Here is a 12604-nt window from a genome sequence, read left to right as displayed (position 1 = left end):
CGATCAGCGGCCGGGCGCGCCGGGTGCTGAGTCAGCCGGCGCCGAGGGCGCTGAGACAGGCGTCGGCGAGAACCGCGTGGCCGGGCAGGTACGGGTGCACGCGGTCGTCGGCCCAGCGCGTCGACGGGCTGACCGCGAGCACCCGGTCGAACGCCGCCTGGTTGGGCACGTGCACCGCGTCGAACTCGGCGGCCAGCCTCGCCACCACCGCCGCGTACCGGTCGGTGTCGGCGCGTTGCGGGACACCACGGTCGGCCTCGATGAGGAACGGGTCACCGAGGATCAGCCGGCAGCCGGTCGCGGTGACCGCTCGCCCCAGCAGGTCGCGCAGGGTGCGCTCGTACTCCTCGATCCCCACGGCCTCCTCCGGCCGGTCGCCGTAGTGCCGCCAGATGTCGTTGATGCCGATCAGCACCGCGAGCCAGTCGGGGCGCTCGGCGATGGCGTCGTCGTCCCAGCGGGCGGCCAGGTCCCGTACCGTGTCGCCGCCCACACCCCGGTTGACCCAGGTCAGCTCCAGCTCCGGGTGCCGGGCGTCGACGAACGCGCGGACGAGGCTGACGTAACCGGAGCCGTAGGGCGCGGCGACGTCGCGACGACCACAATCGGTGATGCTGTCGCCGATGAAGACGACGCGTTGCCCGGCCCGCAGGATCATCGGACGCCACCTCGCGATCACCGGCGCCGACCCGCCGGGCTTGGTGAGAACCGGCGGAACGCGCTATCTTCAACAGTTCGAGGACACAAAAAAGAACGGCTAAAAGCCGTTCCTGCAAAGGATTCTAATCTTTAGGGAGACGGCTTGTCAAGGCACTCCGGCGGTTCCGGCGAATTGCCGCTCGACGACGAGATCGGTCGCGAGCAGGAGTACGTCTCGATGCTCTACGACCGGCTGGACGGGCTACGTGAGCAGGCCGCCCACCGGCTCACGGCCGAACTGCGCAACACCGGCGGGACCCTCCAGGACCGCTCGCAGCGCGACAGCTCGGTAGCGATGTACGCCGATCAGGTCGAGCAGTTCTCCGCCGTGGAGAACGGGCTCTGCTTTGGCCGTCTCGACGGTGACGACGACTCCCGCCACTACATCGGCCGGATCGGCATCTTCGACACCACAGGTGACTACGATCCGCTGCTGATGGACTGGCGGGCCCCCGCCGCCCGCGCCTTCTACCTCGCCACCGCCGCCAACCCCCAGGGCGTACGCCGCCGCCGGCACCTGCGGACCCGGCAGCGCAAGGTGACCGGGCTCAACGACGAGGTGCTCGACATCGACAGCGCCTCCCCCGGCGGCCACGAGGAGCTGACCGGCGAGGCGTCCCTGCTCGCGGCGCTCAACGCGGGCCGGACCGGCCGGATGCGCGACATCGTCGAGACCATCCAGGCCGAACAGGACGAGATCATCCGGGCGGAGTTGCCGGGCGTCATGGTGGTGCAGGGCGGCCCCGGCACCGGCAAGACCGCCGTCGCGCTGCACCGGGCGGCGTACCTGCTCTACACCCACCGCCGGGAACTCTCCAGCCGCGGCGTGCTGCTGGTCGGCCCGAACGCGACCTTCCTGCGCTACATCTCCCAGGTGCTGCCGACGCTGGCCGAGACGGGCGTGCTGCTGCGTACCCAGGGTGATCTTTTCCCCGGAGTGAGCGCGCAACGGACCGAACCGGCCGAGACCGCGGCGCTCAAGGGCCGGGGCGTGTTGGCGGAGGTTTTGGCGCTGGCCGTACGGGACCGGCAGTGGGTGCCGGACGAGCCGCTGGAGATCGAGGTCGAGCGGGAGGCGCTGAGCCTCGACCCGGAAACGGTGCGCACCGCCCGGGACCGGGTGCGGCGGGTCGACCGCCCGCACAACCTGGCCCGCACGCTGTTCGCGACGGAGATCGTGCACGCGCTCGCCGACCAGGTGGCCGAACGGATCGGCGCCGACCCACTGGGCGGGGACAACCTGCTCGACGAGGCCGACCGGGCCGAGATCCGCCGCGAGCTGCGCGAGGAGTCGGAGGTCCAGGCCGCCCTCGACCGGCTGTGGCCGGTGCTCACCCCGCAACGCCTGCTCGCCGACCTGTACGCCGATCCGGACCGGATCGCCGCCGCCGCGCCGATGCTCACCGACGACGAGCGGGCGCTGCTGCACCGCGAGCCGGGTGGCTGGACGCCGGCCGACGTACCGCTGCTGGACGAGGCCGCCGAGCTGCTCGGCGAAGACGAGCGGGCCGCTGCCGCCCGGCGGGACCGGATCCGGATGATGGAACGGGAGTACGCCGAGGGCGTGCTGGAGATCGCCCGGGGTTCCCGCTCGATCGACGTCGAGGACGAGGCCGAGGGCGGTGAGATCCTCGGCGTGACCGACCTGATCGACGCGGACCGGCTGCTGGAGCGGCAGGAGGAGGCCGACCGGCTGACCACCGCGCAGCGGGCCGCCGCCGACCGGACCTGGGCGTTCGGTCACGTGATCGTGGACGAGGCGCAGGAGCTGTCCCCGATGGCCTGGCGGCTGCTGATGCGCCGCTGCCCGAGCCGGTCGATGACGATCGTCGGGGACGTGGCACAGACCGGCGCGCTCAGCGGCACGCCGTCCTGGGCGGATGCCCTCGCCCCGTACGTGGCGCAGCGGTGGCGGCTGACCGAGTTGACGGTCAGCTACCGCACCCCGGCCGAGATCATGGCGGTCGCCGCCGATGTCCTGGCGGAGATCGATCCGACGCTGCGTCCGCCGCGCTCGGTGCGGGAGGGCGGCGTACCCCCGTGGGACCGGACGGTGCCCGCCGAGCGGTTGGCGGCGGAACTCGTCGCGGAGGCCACCCGGGAGGCGACCGCGCTGACCGAGGGTCGGCTCGGGGTGCTCGTGCCGGCCGGCCGGGTGGGCGAGCTGGGCTCCGCGGTGACCGCCGCGCTGCCGGAGGCCGCCGTCGGCGAGCATCCGGAGTTGGAGAGCCGGGTGGTGGTGCTGACCGTCGCGCAGGCCAAGGGGTTGGAGTTCGACTCGGTGCTGGTCGTCGACCCGGACCGGATGGTGGCCGAGTCCCCCCGCGGCCGCAGCGACCTGTACGTGGCCCTCACCCGAGCCACCCAACGCCTGGGAGTCCTCCGCCCCACCCACTGAGTCGATCATGAGGTTGACGTGGACGGTGATCTCTCACCGCCACGTCAACCTCATGATCACGCCGCCAGGGGGGCGGTCAGTCGGTGGTGGAGCGGTCTCGGACCGACTTGGCTGGTTCTGGCGCGGACGTGGACTGGTCGCTGGTGTTGCCGCTCAGCGGCGTGCTCAGGCCGCCGGTGGTGGCGTCGCCGGTCGTCGTCGGGGCGACCTTGCCCCGGTGTCGCTCCGGCTGGCGGGCCACCCGTCGCACGCTCGCCGGACCGGCGGTGCCACCGGTGGTGGTCACCGCGCCCTGCCCGCCGACCGGTCCGCCGTCGCGCAGCACCTGCGGGTCGATCCGTTCCTTCGCCGGATCGAACGGGTCGTCGCGCTGGATCTGACTCTGCACATCGGTACGGGGAAGCGTCACCTCGTCGACCGCACCCTTGCCGTACACGCCTCCGGCGATCCGATCCTCGGCCTGGCGGGCGGCGTCCTGCCGCATGTCGTCCTCACGCACGATCATCACCTCGCAGAAGCTGTGGAACTGACTGCGTGCCCGACCTCCGGCCGACCAAACCCGGGGTGACCGGGAGGTCGTCCACGGTGGTTCACCGCCGCGCCGCCCGCTGGCCGCCTGCCCGCCGCCCGAGATGTCCATGCTGTCCGGCGACCGGCGGGAGATGCCCACCGGCAGAGGGGATGACAGCGTGCGCACAGTACGCCGTACCGCCGTCGCGGCCCTGGTGGCCGCGACGGTGACGACCGGGCTCGCGGTGCCCGCCCAGGCGAAGCCGCGACCGGACCGGACATTCGACGTGCAGGCCCACCGCGGCGGCCTCGGGTTGCGGGTGGAGAACACCCTCGCGTCCTTCGGCAACGCCCTCCAACTGGGGGTGACCACCCTCGAACTGGACGTGCAGATCACCGAGGACGGCCAGGCCGTCGTCACCCACGACCGGAAGGTCAGTGGCGCCAAGTGCGTCGACACCGCCCCGGTGACGCCCGGTGACCCGGAGTTCCCGTACGTCGGGAAGTACGTCAACACGCTCAGCCTGGCCCAGGTGCGCTCGCTCGACTGTGGCTCGAAGACGCTGCCGGACAAGCCCGGTCAGCTCGCCGTCCCGGGCGCCCGGATGCCGATGCTGCGCGAGGTCTTCGCCCTGGTGAACCGCTACCGGGCGAAGGACGTGACGCTCAACGTCGAGACCAAGGTGGAGGCCGGGGCACCGACCGAGACCGCGCCCCGCGACCAGTTCGTCCGCGTCACCGCGGCGGAGATCCGTGCCGCCGGGCTGCTCAAGCAGGTCACCATCCAGAGCTTCGACTGGGGCGCGCTGATGCGCATGCGCCAGGTCGAACCGAAGCTGCCGCTCGTCGCCCTGACCAACTACGACTTCCTGCAGACCGGACAGCCGGGCGCCTCGCCGTGGCTGGGCGGGCTGGACATCGACGACTTCGGCGGCGACCCGATCAGGGCGATCCGCAGCTTCGGCGCCAGCGCCTTCTCACCGGTGCACGGCATGCCGCAGAACGGCACGGTCACCGACCCGGGCTACCAGCCGTACGTCACCAAGGAGATGGTCGACCGGGCACACCGCTACGGGATCAAGGTGATCCCGTGGACCGTCGACGACGTGCCGACCATGGCCAAGCTGATCGACGACGGCGTGGACGGCATGATCACCGACTACCCGGACCGGCTGCGGGGCCTGCTGGCGCAGCGCGGTTACCGGCTGCCGAAGGCGTACACCGCGCCGTTCGACATCCAGGCGCACCGGGGCGGCCGGGCCACCCGGCCGGAGAACACCCTGCCGGCCTTCTCCAACGCGCTGTCCAACCGGGCCATCTCCACGCTGGAGTTGGACACCGGCGTGACCGCCGACGGCAAACTCGTGGTGCTGCACGACCGCACCGTCAACGGGTCACACTGCGTCGACACCAAGCCGGTGCGCCGCGGTGACCCGACGTTCCCGTACGTGGGCAAGCCGGTGCACGAGCTGACGCTGGCGCAGCTCAAGACCGTGGACTGCGGCACGAAGACGCTGCCCGAGCTGCCCGCGCAGGTGCCCGCGCCGGGTGCCCGGATCCCGACCCTGGACGAGGTCTTCGCCCTGGTGAAGGCCAGTGGCCGCAGCGACATCGGGATGAACATCGAGACGAAGATCAGCCCGGTGGTGAACGACACCGAGCCGTACCGCAGCTTCACCCGCAAGCTGGTCGACGCCATCCAGCGCGCCGGCTTCACCAACCGGGCCACCATCCAGTCGTTCGACTGGCGCACCATCACGTACGCGCGGCAGCTCGACCGGCGGATCGGCACGGTCGCGCTGGTCTGGCAGTACGGCCCGGCCGAGTGCGCGACCCTCGCCGACGAGTGCTCGTTGCAGGCGGCGTACGGCAACCCGTCGGTGAAGAGCCCGTGGACCGGTGGGCTGGACTGGTGGAAGTACCAGGACCTCGGCAAGCTGACCCGGGCCGCCGGTGCCGGCACGGTGTCGGCCAACTGGCAGGTGCACGACCCGAAGCAGGGCACCGTCGCCTCGGACGACTGGTACCTGCGGGAGAACCCGGCATACTTCCACGGACCGGACGTACGCACGCTTCAGGTGCGCGACGGACTGAAGGTGATCCCGTACACCGTCGATGACGCGACGGTGATGCAGCGGGTCATCGACCTCGGCGTCGACGGCATGATCACCGACAACCCGGACCTTCTGGTGAGCGTGGCCAGGCGCAACGGCCTGCGCTGACCCGGTCGTCCACCCGATCGCCGGCCGGATTTTCCGGCCGGCGATCGGTGTTACCTGCTCCCGGGCCTCGGGTAGTCGGGGGTTGTCCCCGCCACGAATGCGAACCGTGCCGTGGCCGAAACGCGGTAGCGGGGCGAGGGAATGCAGGTACGACTCATCGCATCCTGAGGAGGACCAGATGAGCACGCAGGCTGCTTCCACCCGGCCGATGAACCGGCCCATGAACGACCCGCAGAATCCCGCGTCGATGCGGGACATGCAGACCCAGCAGATGCCGGTCATGCATGACGGGCGTCGCAACGACATGCAGGCACCCGGTACGGAGACCAAGCAGGCGTTCAAGACCACCGAGTTCTGGATCTACCTGATCGCGGTGGCCGCCGTACTGGGCGCGTCGCAGGTCGTCGGTCAGAACTCCGCTGGGGTGGACATCTTCCGGGCCGACAACGCCTGGTTCCTGATCACCCTGCTGACGCTTGGCTACCTCGGTAGCCGTGGCCTCTCGAAGGCCGGCAGCAACTGGCGCAGCGGCGAGGAGCGCAAGGCCCGGCACTGACCGGTTCACAGCGCGGTGGCCTCCGGGAGATCCTCCCGGAGGCCACCGTCGTGTTCGGATCGGCTACTCGTCGCCGCCGAAGTCGCCACCGAAGTCGCCCTCGAACGCGTCCTCGATCATCTCGCCGGCGACCATGCCGCCGGCGACGCCGAGCGCCGCGCCGGCCACCATGCCGCCCATGCCGTGCCCGCGGCTGTGACCGTGACCGCGGCCCGAGCCGTACTGGGACCGCAGGTTGCCGTAGCGGGACGTGGTCTCGCGCAACCACCCGTCGACGACCTGCGCCCAGTCCACCCGGTCGACGTCGGTGTGCGACACCTGGAATCGGCCGAACGCGTCGTGCCCGGCGCTGAGGAAGCCGCCGCGCTTGTCGCACTCCAGGATGACCTCGACGCCGCGCTGGCTGGTCACGAAGGTCAGCTCGACCTCGTTGATCGTGCTCGCGTACTGCGGCGCGGCGAAGAACTCGATCTCCTGGTAGAACGGCAGCGTCTGCTGCACGCCCCGGATGTGGCCGCGCTCCAGGTCGGCGTGCTTGAACCGGAAGCCGAGCCGCTGGAACGCCTCCAGGATCCGCTCGTGCACCGGCAGCGGGTGCACCGCCACCTGGTCCAGGTCGCTCTTGTCGACCGCGCGGGCGATCGCCAACTCGGTACGCAGACCCATCGTCATGCCGTGCAGGCGCTGGCCGTACACGTCGGTGATCGGGGTCTCCCACGGCACGGGGAGCTGGAACGGGATCGAGAGCTGCTGCTTCGGGGCGAGCAGGAACGCGCCGCTGACCGCCATCCGGTGAAACTCGAGGGTGCCGGAGTATTCGGCGTCGTGCCCCTCGACCTCCACCCGGGTCACCAGACCGACCACCACCTGCTCGATGGCCGCCTCAGCGTCGCCGCCGACGAGGTTGACCTGCCCGTCGAGGGTCAGGCCGGGCCGGGTGTTGGGGTTGGTCAGCACAGTGTCCACACTGGGACCGCCCACACCGAACGCGCTCAACATCTTCTTGAAGACCATCGGAACTCCTGTGCGACGCCGACCGCTCCTGGTTGGAGTCGGACGTTGACTCGACCGGCACCCTATCCAGCACCCCTGTGAGGTGGCTGTGAAGCGCCCGCCAGGGTGCCGCCGCTTGATCGACTCGCTGCCCTGAAAGTCGGGGCATCACCACGACCGGGACACCCCGACTTCCGTGAAGCCGAGTCGATCAGCGCTTCAGGCGGCGAAATCGCCGTCTTTGACCCCGCTGACGAAGGCCATCCAACTGCCGGCCGGGTAGACCAGGGTCGCCGCCGCGCGATCCTTGCTGTCGCGCACCGCCACCCGGCCGGAACCGTCCAGGACCGGCCCGGCCTCGACACAGCTACCACCGTTGCTGTCACTCTTACTGCTGATGTGCCAGGCGACCTCAGACACGCTCTCGCTCATGACAACTCCTCCGCGATGCTCGTGATCAACTTCGTTGACTCGCTCTCGCTGAGCGCAGAATCCAGCAGACGACCGAAGGCGCGAACGAAGCGCTCAGCCTTCGGCGACTCCAGGTAGAGCCGCCCACCCAACGACTCGACGTAGGCAACCGCAGGATACGGCTCCGGCAGACGGAATATCCAGAACGTGCCGTCGAGCCCCTGGTGCAGAGCTACACCGAATGGCATGACCCTGATTGCCACGTTGCCCAGCCGTTGCGCCTGCGCGAGGTGGTGTAGTTGTCGGCGTAAGACCTCCGGGCCGCCGACCATTCGACGCAGCGCCGCTTCATCGATCACCGCGGAAATCGTGAGTGGGCGGCGTCGTCTCAGGACCTCCTGGCGGGTCATCCGAAGTGAGACCCATCGGTTGATCGTCGCCTCGGTAACCCCCGGTTCTGCCGCATTGCGAATCACGGCCTCGGCATACTCCCGGATCTGAAGCAGCCCCGGCACCAGGGTGAGATGGAAGCAGCAGACCTGCTCAGCGCGGCCTTCCAGCCAGGGGTATTCGATGAAGGACGCGTCCACGACGTCGCCATAGTCCTCGTCCCACCGGTCCGTGCGCCACACCTCCTCGGCAAGCGCCAGCAGACGGGACCGCTCGGCGGCGTGGTGAAATCCGTAGAGATCCAGCAACGCGATCACATCACCCTTGCGGATTGGCCAGTCCGCGCGTTCGTAGCGACCAAGCGCGGACATGTCGCGTTGCAGATGCTCAGCGACCAACTTCAACGTCATTCCTCGCTCCTCGCGCAGAGCCCGCAACTGCTGACCCAGCCATTGCGCGCGAAGGGTCCGGATGAACGGCTTGTGCGGCATGGTTCACCTCTCGATGTGTTGGCGAGGCCCGTGTAGGAACCATTGCTCCAGTTGCAAGCGACTGGAAACGTGACCTTCGGGTGAGGGTGATCGCCGGCCCCGGGGAAGCCCGGTGCAAACACGGCAAACGCGGCTGCGCCAACAGCCGAGAAGGTGACGAGAGACGGCCTCGCGAGTGGCAGTCGCATACCGGATCTCGTCGGGTCTCAACTAGAGCGTCGGGAGGTGCGACTCCCGGCTCCGAACCGACTTGACGACATACCTACCACGTCAAGGGGCGCCGTCGCGACCCTGACTCACCCATTCACCGACGACGAGAGGTGACCGATGACCAGAGGCACGCTGTACGACGGCAGCCGGCTGCATCCGCGGCACGTCCGCGACCGTCAGTTCGCCACGGTCGGCTTCGGCCGACGGGGGCTCAACCCCGCCGAGGTACGGCGGTTCCTGCACCGGGTCGCGCTCGACCTGACCGCGCTGCACCACGACCTGGCACAGCTATGTGCGGAGAACGCCCGGATGAAGCGGGCGCTGCGTGCTCGGCAGAATGCCTGGTCCGAAAGGCGTCGGCCGTGATCCCGCCGTACGAGCCTCCCGGCGGGATCTTCGTGCCGCTGCCTCGGGCGGCCGTGCTGGCGTTCACCGAGTCGACGGAACCGCCACCCCGACACGTGATCCACCTGCCGGTGACGGTCCCCGATCTGGCCGGGGCGCTGGATCTGGCCCGTACGCTCGCCCGGTCGCTGACCTCGACGCCACAGGTCGACGTCGCCGGCATCACGGTCTCGGCGGAGGACGCGCAGCACGTACGACACTGGGTCTTCTGCGACCGGATCATGCCCGATCGCCGCCGCTGCGCGCGGCAGGCCGACCACGACGAAGCCTGCTCGCCCGTAGACGATCCTTAGATCGACTCGGGCTTTTGGATACTGCGGTGTCCAGGTGGCCGGGACGCCCCGGTTTTCAGGAAGCCGAGTCGATCAAGGTTCGGCACAGGCGACGTCTGACCCTAACCGACCTCTACGATGACCAGCTCGCCCACCTGTTCGCCGATCGTGGTGCGTGCCTCCGTCGGTAGCCCACTGTCGATGATCAGCACGTCGGCGGCCTCCAGAGGGGCGATCGTGGCGATGCCGATGGTCTCCCACTTGCTGTGGTCGGCGAGCACCACGAGCCGGCGGGCGGCACCGATCAGGCACCTGTTGACGCCGGCCTCCAGCAGGTTGGGTGTGGTGAATCCGGTGCGCGGGCTGAGCCCGTGCACGCCGAGGAAGAGCAGGTCGACGTTGAGCGCGCTGATCGCCGCCTCGGCCACCGGCCCGGTCAACGCGTCCGACGGGGTGCGGATGCCGCCGGTCAAGACGACCGTCTGGTCGGCGCGCGGGTCCTGGTAGAGCGCGTCGGCCACCGGGATCGAGTTGGTGACGACGGTCAGCCCTCGCACGTCGGAGAGCAGGGTGGCCAGCGCGGCGGTGGTGGTGCCGGCGGAGAGCGCGATCGCCATCCCCGGCTCCACCATCGTCGCCGCCCGCTCCGCGATGGCACGCTTCTCCGCCTGCTGGCGGATCGACTTCGCGGCGAAGCCGGGCTCCTCGGCCGAACCCGGCCCGGCGAGTGTCGCGCCGCCGTGCACCTTGTCCACCAGGCCGCGCTCGGCCAGCGCCTCCAGGTCGCGGCGGATCGTCATGTCGGACACGCCGAACCGGCTGACCAGGTGGCTCACCCGTACGCCGCCACGTTGGCGGATCAGATCGAGGATGGCGGTCTGCCGCTGTCGGGCGAGCATGGGGAGAGCTCCTTCGCGCCGTGAACTGTCGTCAGAGTCAGGTCCGATCCTCACGGACGACCGCCACCGCACCGGCCGGCAGCGTCAGCTCACCGGAGCACCGTTCGCCGGTCAACAGGTCGGTGCCGCGCACCGGGAGCCGGGCCTCCGCCTCGGTGTGGTTGAGGACGAACAGCCACGTGCGTTCCCCGTCGCGCCGGCGTACCACCTCCACGCCGGGCGGCGCCGGCGCCGCCGGGCGCACGCCCGCCTCGTCGACGAGCCGGGCGACCAGCCGGTCGGTGGCCGCGTCGTCCAACCGGGTGCCGACATACCAGGCGGCGCCGTCGCCGACCCGGTGGCGGGTCAGCGCCGGCACACCCGGCAGGGGCCCATCGGTGTACGAGGCAAGCACCTCCGCGCCGTCCGGGTGCAGCCACTCGGTCCACACGTCGGCGGTGCTGCCGTCGTCGAGGCGGACCTGCTCGCTCTCGCGCAGCGGGAAGAACTCCTCGGTCCGTACGCCGAGCAGCTCCCGGAACGCGCCGGGGTAGCCGCCGAGGCGGATGTGGTCGTTCTCGTCGACGATGCCGCTGAAGTAGGTCACCGCCGCCGTGCCGCCGCCCTCGACAAAGCGGTGCAGTGCCGCGACGTCCGCGTCCCGGACCAGGTAGAGGGTGGGCACCAGCACCAGCCGGTAGCCGCTGAGGTCAGCCGAGGGGTGGATGATGTCGGCGGTCACGCCGGCCCGCCAGAGTGCGCGGTAGAGGGCGTTCAGTCGGTCGTCGTAGGTGACGTCGGCGCTGGGGTGGGAATCCAGCTCGACACCCCACCAGGCCTCCCAGTCGAACAGGATGGCCACGTCGGCGTCCACCCGACTGCCGCGTACCTCGGCGAGGGCCTTGAGGTCGGCGCCGAGTTGGCAGACCTCGCGGAACACCTTGGTGTCGGGGCCGGCGTGCGGCACCAGCGCGGAGTGGAACTTCTCGGCGCCAACCCGGGAGGCGCGCCACTGGAAGAACAGCACGCCGTCGGCGCCGCGGGCGACGTGCGCCAGGCTGTTGCGGCGTAGCTGACCGGGCAGCTTGGCGACGTTGCGCGGCTGCCATTGGACGGCGCTCGTGGAGTGCTCCATCAGCAGCCACGGATCGCCGCCGGCGACGCCCCGGGCGTGGTCGGCGGCGAGCGACAGACCGAGGTGCGCCTGCGGGTCGGCGGCGGTCAGGTAGTGGTCGTTGGACACCAGGTCCACATCGTCGGCCCAGGACTGGTAGTCCATGTGCTTGACGCCCATGCCGATCATGAAGTTGGTGGTGATCGGCTGGCGGACCAGGGTCTTGAGCACCTCGCGTTCGGCGCGCAGTTGGGCGCGCAGCTCGTCGGAGGAGAAGCGCAGGAAGTCGAGCTGCTGCGTGGGGTTGGCGAAGGCCGTCACCGTGCGCGGCGGGTTGATCTCGGCCCAGTCGCCGTAGCGCTGACTCCAGAACGCGGTGCCCCAGGCGTCGTTGAGCTGCGCCAGGTCGCCGTAGCGCTCCCGCAGCCAGCCACGGAACGCCTCGGCACTGACGTCGCAGTAGCAATTCGCGTTGTGGCAGCCCAGCTCGTTGGAGACGTGCCACATCACCACGGCGGGGTGCTCGGCGTACCGACCGGCGACCGCCCGCACCAACTCCAGCGATCGTTCGCGGAAGATGGGCGAGCTGGGGCAGTACGCCTGCCGGCCGCCCGGCCAGAGGATCGTGCCGTCGTCGCGGCGGGGCAACGTCTCCGGGTGAGCCCTGGCCAGCCACGGTGGCGGGCTGGCGGTGGCGGTGGCCAGGTCCACCTGGATCCCGCCACTGTGCAGGAGGTCCAGCACCCGGTCCAGCCAACCGAACTCGTATCGGCCCGGAGTGGGCTCCAGCAGTGCCCAGGAGAAGATGCCGACGGAGACCAGGTTGACCCCGGCTCGGCGCATCAACTCGACGTCCTCGGACCAGGTCTGCTCGGGCCACTGCTCAGGGTTGTAGTCGCCGCCGAAAGAGATGCCGTTCCCGTGCCATTGCCGCATGAGAGCTGAGGGTGCACCCCGCACGACGCGGAAGTCAACAGGTTCCAACATCGATTCATTTTCCACCGTTGACCGCGTTACGGCCTTATCACACTGGGTTATCGAAGGTGAACTGCCCT

12 protein-coding genes are annotated in these 12604 nt (G+C 70.0%); 5 read left to right on the top strand and 7 right to left on the bottom strand.

Features of this window, described 5'->3' with window-relative positions:
* Nucleotides 1–31: 31 nt before the first annotated feature.
* Complete coding sequence (locus AB0A90_RS16815; protein ID WP_357247977.1) at nucleotides 32–658, bottom strand: SGNH/GDSL hydrolase family protein; 627 nt, start codon at nucleotides 656–658, stop codon at nucleotides 32–34.
* Between the two features lie 144 nt (nucleotides 659–802).
* Between AB0A90_RS16815 and AB0A90_RS16810 the strand changes: the two genes are divergently transcribed.
* Nucleotides 803–3097, top strand: a complete 2295-nt coding sequence (locus AB0A90_RS16810) for an ATP-binding domain-containing protein (RefSeq protein WP_357247974.1) — start codon at nucleotides 803–805, stop codon at nucleotides 3095–3097.
* 76 nt (nucleotides 3098–3173) lie between these two features.
* On the opposite strand, the gene AB0A90_RS16805 is transcribed toward AB0A90_RS16810, so the two are convergent.
* Nucleotides 3174–3596, bottom strand: coding sequence for a hypothetical protein (locus AB0A90_RS16805; protein WP_357247972.1), 423 nt, complete (start codon nucleotides 3594–3596; stop codon nucleotides 3174–3176).
* A gap of 190 nt (nucleotides 3597–3786) precedes the next feature.
* Here AB0A90_RS16805 and AB0A90_RS16800 point away from each other — a divergent pair, with 190 nt between their 5' ends.
* Nucleotides 3787–5829: a glycerophosphodiester phosphodiesterase family protein gene (locus AB0A90_RS16800; protein ID WP_357247969.1), complete on the top strand. Its 2043-nt coding sequence runs from the start codon at nucleotides 3787–3789 to the stop codon at nucleotides 5827–5829.
* 178 nt (nucleotides 5830–6007) lie between these two features.
* On the top strand, nucleotides 6008–6385 hold the full coding sequence (locus tag AB0A90_RS16795; RefSeq protein WP_357247966.1) for a hypothetical protein: 378 nt from the start codon (nucleotides 6008–6010) through the stop codon (nucleotides 6383–6385).
* 63 nt (nucleotides 6386–6448) lie between these two features.
* Here AB0A90_RS16795 and AB0A90_RS16790 read toward each other — a convergent pair whose 3' ends face one another.
* The 3 genes from AB0A90_RS16790 to AB0A90_RS16780 all read right to left on the bottom strand — a co-directional run bounded on the left by AB0A90_RS16790 (nucleotide 6449) and on the right by AB0A90_RS16780 (nucleotide 8670).
* Nucleotides 6449–7399, bottom strand: coding sequence for a sporulation protein (locus AB0A90_RS16790; protein ID WP_357247963.1), 951 nt, complete (start codon nucleotides 7397–7399; stop codon nucleotides 6449–6451).
* A 198-nt stretch (nucleotides 7400–7597) separates the two neighbouring features.
* A complete protein-coding gene (locus tag AB0A90_RS16785; RefSeq protein WP_357247960.1) occupies nucleotides 7598–7810 on the bottom strand; it encodes a DUF397 domain-containing protein in 213 nt (70 codons plus the stop codon).
* A complete protein-coding gene (locus AB0A90_RS16780) occupies nucleotides 7807–8670 on the bottom strand; it encodes a helix-turn-helix transcriptional regulator (RefSeq protein WP_357247957.1) in 864 nt (287 codons plus the stop codon). The genes AB0A90_RS16785 and AB0A90_RS16780 overlap by 4 nt, the downstream gene beginning before the upstream one ends.
* 327 nt (nucleotides 8671–8997) lie before the next feature.
* On the opposite strand from AB0A90_RS16780, the gene AB0A90_RS16775 reads away from it, so the two are divergent.
* Nucleotides 8998–9246, top strand: coding sequence for a DivIVA domain-containing protein (locus AB0A90_RS16775; protein WP_357247954.1), 249 nt, complete (start codon nucleotides 8998–9000; stop codon nucleotides 9244–9246).
* A gap of 95 nt (nucleotides 9247–9341) precedes the next feature.
* The gene (locus AB0A90_RS16770; RefSeq protein WP_357248071.1) at nucleotides 9342–9578 is read left to right on the top strand and encodes a hypothetical protein; all 237 of its coding nucleotides are present in this window, start codon (nucleotides 9342–9344) and stop codon (nucleotides 9576–9578) included.
* Nucleotides 9579–9679: 101 nt separating this feature from the next.
* Here AB0A90_RS16770 and AB0A90_RS16765 read toward each other — a convergent pair whose 3' ends face one another.
* Together AB0A90_RS16765 and AB0A90_RS16760 are read right to left on the bottom strand one after the other, a co-directional pair.
* Nucleotides 9680–10456: a DeoR/GlpR family DNA-binding transcription regulator gene (locus tag AB0A90_RS16765; RefSeq protein WP_357247951.1), complete on the bottom strand. Its 777-nt coding sequence runs from the start codon at nucleotides 10454–10456 to the stop codon at nucleotides 9680–9682.
* 37 nt (nucleotides 10457–10493) lie between these two features.
* Entirely contained in the window at nucleotides 10494–12485 is a 1992-nt protein-coding gene (locus AB0A90_RS16760; protein WP_357247948.1) for a beta-galactosidase, read from the bottom strand.
* Nucleotides 12486–12604: the final 119 nt, after the last annotated feature.

The organism is Micromonospora sp. NPDC049204 (assembly GCF_040647935.1).
Classification (GTDB): Bacteria; Actinomycetota; Actinomycetes; order Mycobacteriales; family Micromonosporaceae; genus Micromonospora.
The sequence above is the reverse complement of the archived record's forward strand: the minus strand, read 5'-3'. Positions and strand labels throughout refer to the sequence as shown.

Bases quoted from the DNA above. Each gene is read 5' to 3' on its own strand.
- AB0A90_RS16815 (WP_357247977.1), bottom strand. From the start codon at position 658: ATGATCCTGCGGGCCGGGCAACGCGTCGTCTTCATCGGCGACAGCATC.
- AB0A90_RS16795 (WP_357247966.1), top strand. From the start codon at position 6,008: ATGAGCACGCAGGCTGCTTCCACCCGGCCGATGAACCGGCCCATGAAC.
- AB0A90_RS16790 (WP_357247963.1), bottom strand. From the start codon at position 7,399: ATGGTCTTCAAGAAGATGTTGAGCGCGTTCGGTGTGGGCGGTCCCAGT.
- AB0A90_RS16785 (WP_357247960.1), bottom strand. From the start codon at position 7,810: ATGAGCGAGAGCGTGTCTGAGGTCGCCTGGCACATCAGCAGTAAGAGT.
- AB0A90_RS16780 (WP_357247957.1), bottom strand. From the start codon at position 8,670: ATGCCGCACAAGCCGTTCATCCGGACCCTTCGCGCGCAATGGCTGGGT.
- AB0A90_RS16775 (WP_357247954.1), top strand. From the start codon at position 8,998: ATGACCAGAGGCACGCTGTACGACGGCAGCCGGCTGCATCCGCGGCAC.
- AB0A90_RS16765 (WP_357247951.1), bottom strand. From the start codon at position 10,456: ATGCTCGCCCGACAGCGGCAGACCGCCATCCTCGATCTGATCCGCCAA.
- AB0A90_RS16760 (WP_357247948.1), bottom strand. From the start codon at position 12,485: ATGCGGCAATGGCACGGGAACGGCATCTCTTTCGGCGGCGACTACAAC.